The organism is Kibdelosporangium philippinense, assembly GCF_021390435.2.
Lineage (GTDB): Bacteria > Actinomycetota > Actinomycetes > Mycobacteriales > Pseudonocardiaceae > Kibdelosporangium > Kibdelosporangium philippinense.
Map to the genome: position 1 here is coordinate 1,638,073 of NZ_JAJVCN010000002.1, position 19,617 is coordinate 1,657,689.

Annotated in this window: 1 protein-coding gene (only partly in view); it reads left to right on the plus strand. The window is 63.8% G+C overall.

The whole window is internal to a phospholipase D-like domain-containing protein gene (locus tag LWC34_RS26610; RefSeq protein ID WP_233727866.1) on the plus strand: the coding sequence, 63,504 nt in all, runs 12,042 nt past the left edge and 31,845 nt past the right edge, and what appears here is coding positions 12,043-31,659, spanning codon 4,015 (complete) through codon 10,553 (complete); the first complete codon in view begins at position 1. Both codon boundaries (start and stop) fall beyond the window edges.

A 19,617-nucleotide genomic window follows, 5' to 3' on the forward strand; every position in this document is an offset into this window, starting at 1 on the left:
CAGGAGCGGCTACATCGTTCCGAACGTAGTTCCGCGCAGCCACCCGTGATCTCGGTGCAGCCGATCGCCGGGCCGCAATACATGTCACACGACATAGGCAACGCTGATACGGGTTACGGTATCTCATTCGCGAGAAGCAATGCGGAAATTCGGCAGGTCAAGAAATGGTGGGCTTCGTTCAATCGGAACATCACCGCTTTGATCGACATCAGCTTTGACGAAGTGAACGCTCTCCCGTCAAGTGAAGTGGCAAAGCATGTCACACTGGTCAAGTCGCCATGGGCCGACGATGTCCGCAATGGCAAGAAAACTTTCCTTGTCGATGTGCACGGCACGACCAACTATATTTACGTTGAGGATTGGCAAGCTTCCCCATATTTCCTAAGTGGTTCCGAACTCGCCGACCTGGTGTTCGCGTCGGCGGCCTTCAAGAAGGCGCTCCAAGGCCCGATTGGATCGATCATCGTTGGCGGTTGCGAAACAGGCAGGGTGCCGCTGCCTGGAATGGTTTCGTTCGACTTCTTTCATCGTATGAAGGAGCTTCTTGGCTCACGCGGCCCACTTCCAGTGCATGTCGCAACCGCCGTAGTCACGCCAGGGGGCGTTTCTAGTGCCAACGAACTTGACAATTACTTCTCGATCTACAGTAGTGGTGATTGGATAACGGTCGACCAAGAGATGGTGGTGCGCGGAATTCGGGTCGCTCTCGTCGACGACCTGAATCATGTCGCGAAGGTGCGTGCACTGGTCGATCTCGGACAGGGAACAAACGAAGATTTCATAGTGGCCGCGGCCAGCTATGCCATCGAGACGTTGGCGCCGGTGGTCATGAACTCGGGGAAGCTGGATCTCCCTGCTGCCGGTAGGCGGATTGAGCGGATAGAGCGGCGCGATCTTCGTGAAGCGGTGTGGAACACCGTGCTCCAGTACTTCTCGGAGGCGTCAGAATTCGCGGACCGTATTGATCGAGTTGTAGAACGTCAGTGGCTGGACAACCGCTGGGTCAAGCCCGTGCTGCCGGAGTTCGCCAGGCGGCGCTACGAGGCGCATGGCAAGGGAATGTGGGGCAGGGGCGACGTTCTTGAGCGCAACGCCGTCATGGTTCCGGGTTACATGTGGCGTGATCCTGTGCGAGCGCGGTGGGACGATGTTGATGTACCCGCTGATGTGACAGTGCCGTTCGCATCGGGAAAGAAAAATCGTGAGCACGTCCCGGCGGGTTCGGTTCGCGGCGTGGCACGGTGGTTGGCCGAGGCGGCTGTCGAACGTAATGCCGATGGACTTGCTTTGCCGAGGCTGTTCATTGATGGCTATGGCAGGGGAAGCAGTTTCCCCTTCAGTCTCAGCCGCGAGAGATCAGCCCAGAAAACGGGTGTCCAGCGTGCGACGGCCACGCGCGAGGTCCTGATCGATGAGATCCGCTCGGTGCTGAATACGCTCGGCGCGGCGTCCGAGATCGACGTCGATCGTTGGGCGCTGTCGGCCATGCTCGTTGATGGTGTGTTCGACTCGGATGGCTTTCCACGTGCCGTGCTTGCTGTTGAGAACTTCGATGACGCGCCCGCGAGGGCCTGGATCAGCGGACAGCCAGAGGCTGAACGGCTGCTCGGTGCGCCGCTGCTGGGAATGCGCGGCGTACCGCACGGATTGCCGCAGCGCGATCAGGCATGGGTGACGTTCGCGGACAACCTGGTCATGGATCCGCTGCGAGGTCCGGACGGCACCGTCGTCGGCGTGACCTTCGCGAACTCTGGCGAAGAACGCGCCAGGGCGATCGAGCACACGGTGTCCACACAGAACGAGTCGGCGCTCGTCAGCCCAGTGCGCGACGACAGTATGGGGGACAACAAGAAGCTGTACGTCCGCACCATCACCGCACCGGGTGTCGAGGATCTCGCCAAGGGCGGGCGCGCGTTCACTGTGGATATTCCCGCTGTGACCCAGGGCGGGCAGCACCTGTTGAGTGTCGCCTATCGCGATGGCCGGGCGGCCGCGATCAGCGGAGCCGACTTGGCGCACATCCTGGTCAACTCGGACATTTTCCGTGCGGCTGTGTCTGCTCTCGGCGCACCGCCGATCACGTCCATCAACCTTGTTTCGTGTGCTGCCGGCATCATCGACTCGGTCAACCGGCCTGGCCGGGACATCTGGCGGACGTTACGGACGTACAACCTCACTCTCGCGGTGAACGCGCCAACCGGCCCAGTCGTTCCGGTCGGTGGTGCCTATCACCTTGAACCGGCGCGCAACACCTTGGCGGTGTTCAACGACGGCGCATGGGAGCGGATCGACGAACAGCGTCTCCTCGTCGCGGACGTTCTCGATGCCATCGATGGGCGACCTCCTGCCAATCCTCCGTTCGACGGATTCGCTGACTTTGTCGCAGCCGCCCGTGAGATCAGCGAAACCGTTGCCTCGGAGGTACAGGCGTCGGGCAACCTCGGCATCCATTCGGTCGACCAGCAAGTACGGTCAAGCGATCATCCGAATCTCATGTGGTCGGCGGTCCTGTCGGATCTTGCCAGGCGTCCGGAAGTCATGGCGCGGGCGCGCACGATCACCGACATGGTCGTCGACGGCAATGGACGACTGGCGCCGGTCGAGCTGCCGCCGCTGGCGCGGGCGCGTTACACCGTTCTCAAAAAGGGAATCTGGCGCGCAGCCAACGAGATCACGCGTGGCGTGAAGCTGGTTCCGCTCGGCCGGTTCGACTTCGCGCAGATGTGGACGGCTGCCGACACACTCCCACCGATCGCTGTTCGCTACGACAGGAGCGCTCAGTCACCGGAGATCGAGTCCGCCACGGATCTCGATGATCACGTGGTGTGGCTTGCCGAAGCGGCCATCGAACGCGCGCTGGATGGTGCGCCCCTGCCACAGGTGGAGATCACCGGCCCTGGAAGCGCTGCGATCCGGACCCATCTGCGGCGGGAACTCGAGGCGGCTGTTCGTGCTCGTGAGCCGCAAGTCGCCGGCTACGGACCGATCGATGTCGACGCAATGTTCATGGTGACGGCCGAGCCCGAGGATGACGGCACGGACAGAGCGCAGATCACCGTGTCGATGCGCAATCCCCGTGTCATCGCCGTGACCGGTGCCGCGCAGGTCGACTGGAATCATCCGCCTGAGGCGCGCGGCATGCTGACGCCCAGCGTCGCCGCCGACCCTGAGCGCCCGATGACGGGAGCCGATTACGCACCGCAGAACTGGCTGCCTCGGCTACGCGCGCAATACGCGCCAGTACTCACGCAACCCATCCGGCGTGTCTCGACCGAGGCTGTGCCGGAGTGGTACGCGAACTTGACGTGGCAATCGATCCTCAGCGGGTACGACCCGAATCGTCATGATCCAGAGGGAAATCCGGTACTCGACCAGATCGCCGGCGATCTGCCAGGCGCGACCATAGCCGGCCATCAGCTGATCGGTGAACCTGGCGACGCGTCCGCGATCGCCTTTGCCGAGAACACTCCAGTTGGCTGGCGGATCAGTCCGAACCCGGCTGTTCGGTCCATAGTGGACCAGTTGGGTGATGCCGCGGTCACCCGGCACCGCGAAGAGATCGCGGCGGCCACGAATGATCACGAGCGGCTGATCGCGATCGCACGGCTGGTCGAGACGATGCAGATCCTGCAGCCGATGCCGAACGGCAACTTCGTGTTCACGGTGTTCAATCTCTTGCCAGGGCTCATGGAGGCCAATGGCTTCCGGTATTTCCCGTTGCCGTACACGAGCACTTTGTTCGCGGGTGCGTACACCGTCGAAGAGATCGCGCTGGTGTTGCGGTGGAGTCAGGTTTCCGAACACGGGCAACAGCTCGACCCTGAATGGCTGGTGTACGACAACAACTACTGGCACACCACGTTCGCCCGAGCCGGGAGCGAGGTCGGCAACGTTCCCGCAGGGCGTTTTCAGGACGCGCAGCGGATGGTGCGGTGGAACTTGGCCGATCCATGGACCGATCGGCACACCGGCTTGGTCGCTTGGGCTGCTGTGCGGCTCGCGCAGAATCCGTCTGACGACGGTTACCTGGAGACAGAGACCAGCGTGCGGACGCTGGCGGACAGATGGGGGTTGCGGCGTACCGACTACAGTGACTTCGACGCCAGTTGGTTCGACTCTCCGCCGGGGACGCCTGCTCCCAGCCCGAGCCCTGTCCAGACCATCGTTGTCCCGGATGACGGACCGGTAATACCGGCGGGCGCGGTGCTCGACAGCCTCCCGGAGACAGAGGCGCAGCTGTTGCGTCAGCGGGCGGCCGAGGTAGTCGAGTCGTTCCACCGGCAGGGCATCTCCTTCACCGAAGCGGTTGATCTGGTCGCTCTCCGGCTCTATCAAGACGGCGAAGACGGCATCGAGGATCAGGTACGCCAGGCGAACGCCGAACGCCGCGCGAGCGAACTCGCCCAAGCATGGGGAACGTGGCGCGAGGATGGCACACCGGACGACTCGCTCGACCTGCCGTGGATGCGGGACGGACAGGCTCTGCGAGTGGCGGCAAGGGCAGTCGGCATGCACCACCGGCCTGCCCCGGTCGCGGTGGACACCTTGCCACCACAAGAGACTCTTCGACTGTTCCGGTATCGCCAGGCGGTCAACCAAGTCGCGCTCCGGGCTTACGAGGACCTTGGCCGGGGGCTCAGCACGGATGAGGTCCGCCAGCGTGCCGAAACCTACGCGCTGGAGCTGGCCGTCCTCCATGGAACCCAGCGCAGGCCAAACGACATGCCGTTCGGACAAGGCCCGGCATCGGACGCTGATCAGGTCGAGATCGCGGAGCAGCTCGGGGGATCGTCACGGTTCCCAGGTGCGATGGACCACGCAGAGCCTGCCGTGCCGTGGGATTTGTCGCGCGCCAACGTGATGAGCTCCCCGGCGCGAACTCTGGAGCTTGGCGACGACGATGTGGCGGTATCGCGTTTCTTCCAAGCCCAAGGGGGTCCACAGGTCCTGTCGTTCGTGACCGATCGGCCTGTTTCGATCGAGCAGTTCCTGGCGGGCCGTCCTGACGGGCTGCCGGACGCGGCCGTTGTCGTCGACGTGGACCTCATCGAGCCTGAAGCGGGTCGACCACGGGCCGTTGTCGTCGACGAATATGGCCAAATCAGGTCGGCGGATCCCGCGCAGCTGGCGTGGTTCGCATTGCGGCAGCAAGGGTTCGCTGATGCGATGGCTGCTGGCGCTGATATCACGTTCTTCGCCACCGGCCGTGTGAGTACGTGGTTCGCGTCGAAGTTCCTCGAGGTGGTCAGCGGGCCGTCCGGGGCGGGAAAGCTCTATGCGCCAACCGGTGAACTGCGTCATTGGCTGCACGACGGACAGGCGCGGTGGAGTATCGATGACAACGGACACTGGGAGCAGTTCACCCATCGGGTTCGTCCACCCAGCATCGCGACACATCAGCAACTCGGGCTGTCGACGGCACTGCTGCCGTACGACTCCGATCTGGACCTGCACACCCCGATCCGGAATGCCACTTTCATGTGGGACGAGATCGCGGCTGGCAGACAGCGTCGATCGAGCGAGGCGGCCATCGGTTCGCGGGCCGAACTGCGGGAAACCGAACTACTGGCGTCCTACATCAAACTGGGCCAGATTCCCTACGAGGACTTCCAGCGTTACGCCCGTCTGCTCAAGCCGGTGGTGTTCGCCGCTTTCGGGCCGGTTCTCGCTCAACAGCGGACTCCTGGACATGCTGACCGAGTGAACTGGCAGCTCAATATGCTCAGCCATCACCTCGCGCTGCGGCTGTCGCACGACGAAAGTCAGCGAGTCAAGAAGATCGAGCACGTGCTGTCGCTCATCAGGAAGCGATTCGATGATCTTGACGACCTGAACAACCAGGTGCGCCTTGCCAAAATCGCGTTGGCGCCGTTGGACAATACGGAACGCGGCGCTCTGTTGCGCGGGGCTCAGGAACTGGTGAACCCGGTTTTCGTCCGGCAGGATGGGCAGGAGTTGACGCCTGCGGAACGCGAGGGTTATCAGCAGGCGCTGATCGTGCTGGCGCATCAGGTGCAGCTCGGCCAGACGAGCGGTTTGTCCGATCGGGCTCAACAGATCCTCGATATACGCCGCGACATTGCCCAGTGGGATAACGACTTCGTCACCGCGGAACAGAGCCTCTCCGAACTGCCGGTCGAGACTTATCGCTACCTGCTCGACGGTGTGCAGCCCTTGGTTCGAATCCAGTTCGTACAGTCGTTGAAGGGTATGTCGGCCGAGTTGTTCCGTCGGTTCAACGGCGCCGCGTACGTTGCGATGACCCATCTTCAAGAAATGACGGATGTCGAAGAACTCCGTCGACTGGCACGTGAGATCGTGGCGGACCTGCATCCCCGCCCGGTCCAGTTGCCTGCCACGGCCGACCCGATCGCCGTGGACACGCGGTTGGCGCAGGCGACGCGAGATTTCGAAGCACAGTTCGACGAGGACACCCAAGCCGAGCGCGACAGGCTGCTCGATTGGGCGACTGACGTGGTGACGTCGGTGTTCACGGCGCCGACTCGCGCGATGGAACGCTGGCGGTTCGACGGAGTCGTGCGGATCGCCGCATTGGAGATCCTCGCGGGCCAGCGGATCCCGGACCTGCGGCAGGTCATCCAGGACGCTGACACCGCGTTGCGTACGGGCGAGTCATTGCGGGAGCAGATCCAAGCAGCCAAAGCTGTCCTGACCGGGCGGCCGCCCAGCCAAGAGCTGATGGATGAGGCTGCTGGAGTTGTTGACGAGGCTGTGCGGGCCGCAGCCGAAAGCGGTGTCCTGCCGCCAGACACCACCGCGGTGGTCAACGCTCAGACCCTGGTGACCGCTCACTTGACGTTGGGCAGTCCCGCCTTGGACGTCGGCCGGTGGGTCCAGGATCTGCACACCGCGGACTACTGGGCCACGCAGGTGGAGCGGGCCAGGACAGCGCTTGGCGGGCTGCTGGAGGCCGACCGGGTACGGCTGGTGGCACACGCGAATACGCAGGCTCCGCAGGCCAGCGAGGAAGTCGCGCTGATCGCGGCGCACCACGTGCTGATCGAGGAGCAGGCCCCTGGCCGCCCGCTGGCCGTGGTCCGGGCGATCGCCAATGAGTTGCCTGTGCTTCAAGAGATCGCGGACGAGATCCGCCCGTCGCTACCGGACACGCTTTCGCCCACTGAGGTGGATATGCGGTTCGTACAGGCGGAGGCCATGTTCTGGAGCGCGTTCACCGGGACGGCTGAAGAACTTGAGCTGGTGCTGGACCGGGCCGCCGCCGTGGTTGAGTCTGTGTTCGCCACGCCCCAAGGGCCCGTGCGACAGCGTCGTTTCGAAGGCGTCAAGTACGTCGCCGCGCTACACATCGTGGCCAACGAGTCGTCGATTTCAGCCGCCGTGACGGCAGTGCGTGAGATAGCTGAGCAACTGCGTGCGATCACCGACGATTCGACCCTGGCCTCGTCGCGACCGGGCTGGGACCTGTTCGTGGAGAATCTTGCCAAGGTCGACGAATGGCGCGCCATATTCGCGAGCGCTGCCGGGGTCAGCTCGGTCGATCACACCAGTTTGGACGACGCCTTGCTGTATGAGGCAGGCAGACTCACAGACGAGGTTTACGGTCGTCCGCTTGACTCCCGTCAAGCCGAGAACGCCGACAATGTGGCCTGGCGGCGGTATGACCGGGTCCGATCTTTGGTGGAGCAGGATCTGCTTGCCGTGTCGAGAGGGGGACAGCTCGACCCGGCGGCTCGGGCACGGGAAGTCCGCGCGGACTTCGATGCCTTCGATTATTGGGCCGCTCTGACGGATCGTCTCTATGCCGACGTGCAGCAGTGGGATCCCGAACTGGTCGCGTCACTTCGGCCAAGGGCCATGGAGATTGTCGGCCAATTCCTGGATCCGGAGATCACCGAGGACGAGGACTCTGAGGACGGGCAGCGGTTCCGGGGACTCTTCGCGTTGGCGATGCACGACGTGCGGAACTCGGGCGAGCCTGCCGTCGGCGACGCGCCTGTGAACAGCCGGCTTGAGACCAAGTGGCTCGCCGACGACATGGCGAAGATCGATCGGTGGCAGACCGAAACCGAGTTGGCCACGTCCACCTACCGCAGGCTGACGGAACGGGGCTGGTTGCAGGGACTCACGATTCAGGCGCGGGGACTGGTGGACTTCGTATACGGCGGACCACCGGGCTTGCAAGAGGGCGAGGACGTCGGCGAGGATGAAGCATGGCGCCGCTATCGCGGCAGCATGCACGTGGTTATGCTGGATCTCCTCGACTCTTGGCTTGGGCAGGGGGTCGATCCGACCGCGAGGGTGCGCCAGATTCGGGAAGACCTGAGTCGCTTCGACCAGCTGACACCTGAGTTGGAGCGGATGCACGATGACTTGACGAAGCTGGACCCGGCCGTCGCCGAGCATTTGTCGCGACCGTTCCATGAGGAAGAGCGACGACGGCGCCGTATCTTCCTGTCCCCGGGGCGGAAGTCACCAGGACAGTGGCGGCAGTTCGTTGGGCACTTGGCATCGGTCATGTACGACGCGCGGGAGGCCGAAGGCAGCGCCAGATCAGAGCTGCGCGACAGGGCACTGAGTGTCGATGCGGATCTTGCCGGGTTCGCCGCTTGGGACCAGCTGTTCACGCACGCTGAGTCCGTACATCTTCGGCTGACGGACGAATCGATGCCCCACGTCCTGCTGCGTGATGCACAGGAGATGGTGGACGAGGAATGGGGCGAATCGGCCGATTCGCGTCATGACAAGGTCATATATCTGGTCGCCATGGATCTGCTGGCGAAACAGCTGGACGAAGAGCGCGATCCAGCGGCGCGAGTACGTGAGTTCCGGGAGGACCTGACACGTTTCGAATGGCTGGTCGGGCAGGGGGAACAACTCTACAGTCAGCTGAGGGACTGGGATTCGGAGCTGACTCAGCGGCTCGAGCCGCAGGCCCGCGCCATGGTGAATCGGTTCCTTGACCCGCAGACCACGCGGCTCGACAACGAGGAGCACGAACGCAGGTATCGTGCGTTGTTCGGGTTGGCGATGCACGAGTTGCGGTATGCGGACGAAACCGGATCGATAGCGAACTCCGAGGTGCCGCCGCGGACTCCGGTTCGACAAGAGTCCGAACAGGACTCGGCTGGGGGAGCGCCGTCGCCGGTGGTCGAACCTCATCCCGAACCAGCCGGGATCGTCGACGATGGTTACGGGCGCGTGCCACGTCAACGATCCGCGTTGGAATGGCAGCAGCAGTTCGACGCGGCCTTCGCGGCTCTGCGGGACGTGCCCGTCAGTGCCTCGATGGACACGGCCGCGCGCCAGGAGTTGGAAGAGTACTTCGAGCCGCCGGAAAATCCCGAGACTGACCTGGAGTACCAAGGCGCGTTGGCTGTCTTGCGCTGGCAGAACGTTCGCAACGAGCATCTCGGCGGATATCCCGCGAGGGCGCTGCTCGCCAAGACCATCGCGAAAGACCTCGGGCGCTTGCAAAGGCCGTTCATCCCCGCCGCGCCTGCACGGGTGTTGTCGGAATGGACGAACGCCGAAGACTGGACGCGGCAGTTCGCGCTGAACCGCCCCGCTGATCTGAACGACACCCTCACGACGGGTTTCCAGGCGGCGTCCGCGGAGTTCCTCGACAACCCGGAGGCGCTGTCGATCAAGCTCGACGCCGATCACTACTACGCGATGCGTCGTGCGCTGGTCAGCAATGCCAGCTTCACCGACTTGGCACCCGCCCGGATCCGGCCGCGTGTCCGCCTGCCTCGCGTGATCGCTGACATCGCGAGCGTGCGCGTCCTCGGCAAGCCACTGATGGTCGACCGGCTCGCTCCGACCAAGGGAATCCTGCGCAGAACCGCCAATGGGACAGTCCAGCAGGACACCGAGCTGACCGCGGCGGACCGGCGGTTGCTGGTCAACGAGATCTTTGACCAATCGCGTGCTGAGCTGGCAGCCAGCGTGAACACAATGGAGAGGCTGGTCGCGATCGCACGGCCGGTTCTCATCCTGAACACGGTCGGCGTCTTCGGTGACATCGACGCTGAGGTGAACCTCCAGCTCCTGCTTCAGCACCTGCTGCTGCGCAATGGATTGCAGCCGGTGACCGAGGTCGGCACCCTGTTCGACGGCTCGCATTCCCTTGCCGAGATCGCCGAGCACCTGGAAAGCAGGCAGCGACTCCAGTTCCACGCCGTCACGGCGTCGGAGACGGGCGTTTCCGCCGAGCCGACCACGGTCTCACCTGAACAGGAGGCTGATGAGGACCGGATCAGGATCACGGTTCTCGGCCCGGGCCCCGAGCCCAGTCTCGCTGAATCTCGGCAGGACGTGGATGACAGTTCGCGACCCGCCACCACAGTCGAGGACAAATTCGCCGACATCACGCGATCGCTGGGGCAGCCGTCGGTGACCGAGGACGGAACTCCGGGGCATCAAGCGTTGCGGGACTTCATCAGCGCGGCCAGCATCTCGAATGGGCTGTCCACGATGGTGGACGGATGGGTTTCTTCACCTGACCTGCTCAGTGCGGACGGCAGGACGGTCAGCGCGGTGCGGATGACCGCGGCCATCACCGGGGGACGCCTGCTCAGCACTTCTCCAGGCTTCGGTATGTACCAAGTTCAGGCAACTGCTCGGGTCAGTACGCCAACCGGCACGGAGGTGCCGATCGACGTCACTGTCGTGACGGAGCTGACGTCCATCCAAGCGGCCCGGTACGGGCTGCCAGTGCCGCAACAGCCCACCCCGCAACCGTCTGCAGCGCAGGAAACGGCCGGCCACCAGCTTCATCTGACGCCCTACCTGAGCGAGGCGCTGCACAGCGGCGAGGCACAAACCGTCAGTGTTGATCTGGCCGGCCTGCGACAGCAGGTGGAGTCCTTCCTGACCGGCAGGGAAGACCTGCGGGACTTCCTGCCGGACTGGCAGGCGGGTGACCGTGTCCGTGACAGGGCGGAATTCCAGCTCATGATGGCGAACCAACGTGCGTTGGAACGGGCCTTCGACGCACGGGCCGGCCTCGGCCGGATGTTGACGCACGGTGTGTCAGTCCGTCTCAAGCGAAAGGGTCTGCTGAGCAACGACTACGTGACAGTGCGGGTGAAGGCGGCACTGCGCGACGAGAAGTACGCCGGCGGATCGGACGGCAGGCACCGGTTCTCCGGTGAGCTGGACTACGACGTCACCATCGAGCGCTCTTCCCGGCCCCGCAGGCGGATCCGGCAGATTCTCGGCGATCTGAACGCGCTCTCGCCCGTCACGATGGCCAGGACTCGTGGTAGTTCAGCCGAGCCAGCAGACGTCCATGCTCTTTCACCGAGGAGTGGGCGAGTCGAGCTCCTCGCGTCATACCTCGCAGTGTTCGACAGGCCGATGGACGGCCACCGTCCTGGCCCCGCTCAGCGTGGACCGCTGCCCTACGGACACACCGGCCTTGACGCCCTGATGGCACAGCCCAAACCAGCGGAGGCGGTGACCACATGGGATCGAGTCGAGGCCATTGTCGGATTCGACCACATCCACGCGGCCGCCCTTGCCACCCTCGAACGTGCTTCGCTTGGCACAGATTCCCTTACGCACGAGGACACTCCCGCTCGGGCGGCTATCGACGCACTGTTCACCCGGGAGAACTTCGCGCAACTCGTGCGCGCGGGAGTGCAGGTGAAGAACCTGCGTTCGAATGTGACCTCAGGCGCGGTGGGAGCCCGAGCGCGGCTGGTGAACCCCAGGATTGTCGCGGCCGGTGATTCTGGCGGTTTGCTGGTACAGGCGGACGTGCTGGTCGACATCGTTGCCGAGACCAACCACATTGGACAGTCGCATTCGGAGTCGGACCGGCTCGTACTGCCTGGCGCGGCTTTCCTGACTGTCAGCGAACAGCAGGCGCGGACCATCGGTACGCCGCCACTGATGCCGCCGCTGCCAGCACGAACGCCGCACTGGCCTGGTCTCAGCCTGACATCGCCACTGCACAACCAGCCTGGCGCGCCGCGCTCGATCGGCCGGGGGACATATGAGCAATTGCCTGATCTTTCAGGCCTGGTGACTTTCCTTCGGGCGGGCTACATATCGGACGCGGAACGGCATGCCGCACGGACGACCTTACGACAGCTGCACAGCGAAACCTCAGCCCTAGCCGCGAAACAGCTGATGGACAGCGCGTTCGACGGCGGCGCGGCATTGGCTGGCGGCCGGTTTGTCCTGCATGCCAAGGCGGGGGAGACGACGTTCGATTCGGTCAGCAACGACGGTCCGGCCGTTGTCGCGCGATTCCGGACGCAGGTTGACTTCGAACTCGTCGCGGTGTCGCCCGACGGCATGACGGAGTCGGCTCCCCCGCTTGTCCAGCAGTCCGTCCAGTACCGATCGATGGCTGATGACCATAGTTCTGTCGAGAACGCGCACAGTGGATTCCCGCACGAGATCGTCGTGAGCACGGATGTCCGCAAGGCGTGGAAGTCCAACAGTGTTCACCTACCCGACGGGGTGATCACCGAGACGGTGCACGGTGTCGACGCGCTACGCAAGGCCATCGCGTCGTCGTTGCGGGACACTGGCCTGCTGGTGGACCCGGCAGAGAGTATCGACGCGGAGAGCCTGCGGACCAGCCTGCCGCAGATGCTCCGAGCCGGCCACCCACTGTCCGATCTTCCGGTACAGGTGCATGCACGGCTGCGAGCGCCCGAGCTCGGCGGGATGTCCGATACCGCGTGGTCGTCCGGCCGATCGGCGCTCGTGCGCTATGACGTCGACTATCGCGTTGAGACCAGGCGCGTTGACGGCCGGCAAACGGTTGTCGAGGTGACGGTCCCGGCATCCGCGGCGATCCGGGTTGACGCTCGTGACGTGGGTCTGGCACTGAACCGGCCCGAGATCGACCTCTCAGGCGTCGAACAGGCACAGGACAGTGTCCGGCAGGCCGAGAAGCGGTGGCGTGACAAGGAAGCTCAGCTCACGAGAGCACGTCACGCCGTTCACTCGACGTGGCGCAATTTCCTTTCGCGCATCGGTGCGGCCCGCAACGACGTAGCCGAAGCGAAGCGAGAACTGGACGACGCCAACTACGACTTGGCTGAGCGCGTCCGCGTGCTCGCCGAGCACAAGGCGCGGCAAGAGGCACTGCAAGCGCGATTGGCTGAAGATGACTGGCCCGTTTGGGCAGGCGGTAACCAGGAGTACATCTCCTCACTGCGGGAACAGGTGGCCGAGACCGGTCGGCTTGCGGATCTGCAGGCGGACGTGGTGCGAAAAGCTGAGGACAGGGCGGCGGAAGCCCAACGACAGCACAACCGTGCCGATGGGGCAGCTCGCAATCTGCAGGCGCGGCTGGACGCGGACAAGACTGACTTCCACTACCGGCTGACCAACGCCGACGAGGCACGTGCGGCTTGGTGGGAGGCGAAAACCCGGCTCGACCGGACTGTCGCTGCCGTCAACCGGGGAATTCAGCACGCGTCGCCGTACCGCGAAACAACACTGGAGCAAGCGGCAGATGCTGTCGCTGTGGCTGCCGAGGATGAGCTCGGGCGGTGGCGGCAGTACTCGGCGCAACGAGCGGACTACCACCGGCGCGCTGCTGGCGACGCACTGGCGTCGCGACAAGACGTGGTGCCCGACATCGCCGCGATGCACCGTCTGATGGAGTTGTTCCACAACGAGTTCCCGGAACTGGCCGGTGCGCTGAACCGGTCGTCTGTGTACGCCGATCTGCTACCACTGGTGCAGGTCATCTTGGACCCCAACGCCACCAACGTCACCGACGCCCAGACGGAGGAGCTTGCCGCGTTGGCGTTGCGAGCCGCGGAGCGCGGGACGGTTTCGGTCGATGGTGTACGACATGTCCAGGCGATGGACGACCTGCGGCAGCGACTGCACTTGACCGATGAGCAGGTCGACCAACTCCAGGCCGACCTGTCGGCCGAGAGCGGCGATCACGCGTTGCAGACCAAGGCGCTGTACAACGACAATCCCGATTCGTGGCAGCACCTCTCGATGAAGCAAGTCCACCGGCTGCTGACCATCGTGCGGGCGAAATACCCTCAGCACACTGGGGAACTCAGTGGAACAGATCCCCGTGCGGCACTGTTGCCGCTGATCACCGACGTGTCCGACCCAGCGGCCAATCGGGTCACCGACGACCACATCCAGCGTTTGGTGCAAGCCGTCACCATGCTGGACGCCAAAACGGTGAAGGTCACGCGAAAGCGGCTGACCAAGTACTTCAAGTCGGCGGCAACGCGGCAGTCCGGTGTGGACGGTGTGCCGAACCGGCAGAACGAGGTCCTCGAACTGGAGTCGCGCTTCCAAGGCATCACTCGCGCCACAGCCGAGCTCTTGATGACGGCGAGGCGCGCGTACTACGGCGATGCGCGCAGCCGCGGATTCACCAGTGTCGAGGACTACCAGTCAATGATGCTGGAGTTGCTTGGCCAGAACGTGGTCACAGAGCAGAGCCTGCTCGAGTTGGCGGACCTCGCCAGGCGCGCACAGAACCTGGACAAGCTTTCTTCCGAGATAACCAGGAAGAAGTTGATCCGGGCCGCGATCGCCACCCACTGGTACGACGGCACTCGCCCGGCCAGGCCGGACCCGGTCGAAGACGGTGCGCCTGATCATGGCGGGCTGGTACCTGGCCTGCAGTACGCCAACCAGCCGACCAGCCTGGCCGAGCTGACCACGTGGCTCAACGGGATCATCCCCGGTGACGCCAAGATCAGCGAAGCTGAACTCGGCAACAAACTCGTGTGGTCGTTCACAGCCGCCCTTGACGAGGGCATGGAGCTGGAGGTCACCACCGACGCGGGCAAGTTCACCATCGAGCTGACCGCCATGGTCCCCGACCGGCCGACGCACAACACGACTGCCAGCGTGCCGGAAGGCAAGCTGGAGCAACGGATCAACAACATCGGGGTGGACATCGCCCGTGGCAGATCACGAGCGACCACCGTGTACGGGGATCTCGGGTTGACCGCTCGCTTCGGCCTTGGCCCGTTCGCGTCGTTGAGCGGGACGCTGACCGGTGGCGTGTCGGTGACCAAGAACGTGGCCCACAGCGCCAGCTCCGCCGTAGGCCGCTACATGTACCTCAAACCGGACGACAAGGTCGCGATGCTTGACGTCCCTGTGCGGTGGTCGGCACGGATCAACGAACCGGCATCCGGACGGTGGAAAGACTTCACCTTCGCCGACAAGGACGGTAATCCCCGCAAGGAAACCATGTCCGCGCTGGTGCCAAAGCACCTGCTGCCCACCAATGACCCGAACCTGCGGCAGGTGACCCGGCCGGATGATCTGCCTTTGTTCCGAGGACACATCGGCGTCGAACTGGTCCGCGGTGTCGACCGGATGCGCGCGGCCATCCGTGAGTTGATCGGGGAAGACAACTACCGGTTCTGGGAGGAGCAGATCAAGCTCTTCCTGAGCAACGACAGGGTCGGGTCGATACTGGCCGACGCACACAATCCAGGCCGCGGCTGGCAGGAGGTTCCCAGGCTGTCACTGCGCAAGGACGGCCGGTACCTGAACATCGCGTTGACGGCTGTGGCGAACTCGCTTGAGGACATCGGAATACCGACAGAGAACGTCAAGTTCGACCAGCTCAGCCAGACGGTCTACCGCACATCCGCGACCAGGGAGACCAGGATCGGTGGCCGCTTCAACACCACCGGTCGCCTCAGGGTTCTGCTCAGCGTGCTCGATGCCGCTGTGCGATACGCACAGACCCGGTTTGGCAGCACGCCTTCTACCCGAGGCCAGACAGGGTGGCTGCTCAGAGCGATGCGAGCCGCTGACGAAACCAAGGTAGTGAAGGTCAACTCCGATTTCACCCTTGAGGCTGACTGGGGCCGGGACGACAAGGCCGCGCTGTTGACCGGCGGGCGGAAGGATTCCCTTCCGCACAAAATCAGCAGTCTGGTGAGGCGCGGGCAGGACACGCGGGAGACGTCGCGCGGCGAAGCAGAAGGCGAAGAGCCAAAAGGTTCAGGTTACCACGGCACAACGACGGTCAAGGGATTCGCCCACGTACGAGTCCGCACCAGCGAGTTCACTGAGCAAGCGGAATCGTCCGGAGTGGACAACGCGGGCAAGAAGGCCGGCCCGTCTGCGGATGACAAGGCCGCTCAACCGAAGAGAGTTTGGTGGTCGCCTCAGCTGAACGCCGACAACGGCATCGGTCACGGCACGGTCAAGGACCTGACCGGTGTGGACGAACTCTACAACCAGGTCGTGACGCGCATGGTCGAGCGCGAGCTGCTTCCGATCGAGGCCCTTGGTACCGCTCAGCAGAGTCCATGGCAGAAGCTGCAGGCAATGTCACCCACCGGGGTCGAGCTGAACAAGCCGGGGGTGCTGTACAGCAATTGGCGCATGGTGGTCGAGCAGCTGTCAGCCACGTACCTGACCCGGCGGATCGACGACTTGATGGGTGGTGCTCTCGGCCAACCTGGTGTGCCGCTGGTGTTCCGTTACGAGTCCGGCAATGAAGTGACAATCGGCTTGTCGGCGAAGGTCACCGGAACCGGTGAGTTCCAACGGAGCGACCATCCGATGCCGGTCAACGTATTCATCCAGCTTGACCAGCTTTCGTCGCGCCGTATGGACGCTGTGACGCATGTGGGCGGCGTTGAACTGGGCACTACCGGAGACGCTGACGCCGACGAGGACGGCCCATCGGCCACCGACCAACCATTCGGTGGCGTTGGCGGTGGCACGTATGGCACTCGCAGGCAGAACCACACTGGTGAGACGTCTTCCTCGTCGATCATGGCGTACGCCCGCACCGAAGGCCCGACTTCGCTGTTCGACCTGCCTGTCAGTTACACGTGGACAGAGCACGACGGTGGCACGGATGTCGTTCACCGGCCGATCGACGGGCACGTGCGGGTGTGGCAGGCGGACACGCTTAGCGACCGCGCACCGCACAAGGCTGCTGGGCCGCTGGGAAGCCTTCCGCCTGATGCCACGTCACCGTTGGTCGGCATGGTGGCTCGCGCGCCGATTGCCGTGCGAGGCATGGCTCTGCTGCAGCAGGCATTGATCAATGAGATGTCTGGTTCACCGGATAGGATGATCAATGACGGCGGAGACACCGAACCCAGCGCGCCGCCGGACCCGCGAGTTGTCGAACAGCTGAACCTCGGGGTGAAGGTTCACAACCCGCCCGAAGCCCAGGCCCAGGAACGGCTTCGTATTCAGAACAACGTGTGGTCGGGGGTCACCACAACCGCCTACCAGACGAACCTGACGCGGATTCTCGCCTCAGGTGCGGCGATTCACATCGGTCCGCAGAACGGCACGCTCAAGGCGATTCCGGTCGGCAAGCCGCAGATCCTCAAGGCGTTGGAGGGCACGGGGAAAAACCTCTACAGCGAGTTCATGCAGGAGGTGCAGGCCGGCATGGACTGGGAGCAGGACGACAGTTCGAACTGGGGATACCGCGCCAATGGCGGTTATCGCACTGGCCAGACGCGCGACCACGCCGATGGGACGTTCGGCCAGTCGTGGGGCAGCGGCGAAAGTGAGGGCGGTGGGCGTACCGAGGGATTGTTCCGGTCGCTGAGCGACACCGAGGACATGTACGTGGTCCGGACGGCTGTCCAGAACACCGTGACGTTGCAGGACGGTACACAGGTGACCACGCCTGGCGAAGTGGTTCTGTTCGTCTCGAAGACCGATGTGCTCGCAGGAGATCGCTCTTCCTTCGACGACCCGCACGGACTGCTCGCCAATGCGTCTACAAAGGACGCCGAGGTGGTCAGGAAGGCCCCGTGGAGTCTGCGCGACGGCCGGCTGTGGAGCGGGGTATGGGTTGATCCCATCGGTGAAGGACCGTTGGGACGTCAGCTCTCCCACGACGCGCGGGAACTGGGTGGTGCTGACTTGGAGAACGCGGTCGCACCGTTGCTCACGGGTTTGTCGAGCCGCCTGCCGCAGATGGCCGATGGTGGGCACGGCTGGCAGCTGAACGCGGCCGGGCGCGACTACCGACTGGTCATCAAAGCGAAGCCGATCGGCGAGGCCAAACACGTTGGCGACTCGAAGGGCGGTGGCCTGAAGCTCTACACCCGTGCCAACATCATGCGGCAGGTTCGCAAGCGCAAGAACAAAGCCACCATGCAGAGCGTCGGCGGCGGTCCTGGTTTCGGTATTGCCGAGCAGACTCCGGCACCGAACTTCCTGGCGATCTTCAGTCGCCTGCGAACCAAGGAAAAGGGGACTGTCGTCAGCACGAACCTGCTGACCATGGACGGCAACCGGCCGAAGGGCACGTCCGGGTTCGACCAGGCATTCGAGTTCACCTACACGCTCCGCGAGATCCCGTCCTTGACTGACCTGGCATCCTTCAGGCGGGCCAGGAACGTCAAGTACGGTGTCGTGCGGGAGAACCGTACGGGGCACTTCCCGACTGATGGCACCACTGTCGGCGACAACCGACCGCACACGTGGCCGGGCAGACCGCCAAACGAGCTGCCGAGAGATGTTGTCGTCCACGGCGTGCAGGCGCTCGACGCCCTCGACAGGATCGCCCGCGCGGACAAGGCCGGCAGGTCGGTGTCGCCAGGAAAGCTGAACTCCGAGAAGGACGTTGTGCTCAACCGGGAGACTTTGCTGTCCCGGTTCAGGGAGATGCTGTCCGGCTCAGGCGCGGACTTCACGGCCGTCCACACTTCCGATGGTCAGGTCAAACTCAGCCGTGGCATGAACGTCAAAGCGAAGCTGGGCCCGGTGCGGCAGATCTATTACGTGCCGCCAGGCGAATTCGAGCACTACGACCACGGCACGACGAACGTCAGCAACCAGATTGGCGCCAATACCCGGTATGCCTTCGATTTCACGCTGAACGCGCCGATTCCCATCCCCGACACTGGTGGTGAGGTTCGGCTGGGACCGCGTGCCGGGGTGGGCGTGGATGTCACGTATGGCGTCGACCCGGGGTCCTACACCCGCTCGACTGAGCACCGTGCTTGGTTGCGTCGTCTGACGGGCGCATACCACTTGTACACGCCTGTTGCGTTCACGGTGACCACAAGTGACGGACGTCCTCAGGTCGTTAACGGCTCTGTCGAGTTCGCCGTCACGGAAGATGCGGCCAAGGCCATGGGCATTGCTGCCGATGTCCTGCGTCGCGCCAAGGAAAATCCGGCCTCCAACCCGCCTGCGAAGGTCGCACCCAAAGAGTCGTCAGGGGCGAAGCGCTACGTAGCCTATGGCCAAGACACAAAGGTACGGTCGATTGATCCTTCGCAGATTCGGATGCAGGAGTTGCGGGACTCCAGCGGGAGGCGCATCGGTGTTTCCTTCGCGCACAGTGAGACGGAAGCGGTGCGGGAGTTCGCTCGTGCGGACGGCTTCGCAGGCCAGGGTTTTGTTGTTGACGCGCATGGGAACAACGGCCGGATCCAGGTCTCCGTCGGTGGTGAGAACTGGACGATGGAAGCCGCCAAGGTGGCGCGCATGCTCACTGAATCGGACGTTTACCGCCAGTCGATGCTCGACACCCAGAACATCACGCTGTTGGTGTGTGATGCGGAGTCGATGGGTCGTGAGTTCTTCGCGGCGCTTCCGGGAAGTTTCTCTGGCAAGCTGCGTGCGCCGTCCGGAAAGGTGAGTTACGGGCTTCGTGCCGATGACCGCGGTCGTGAGGTACGG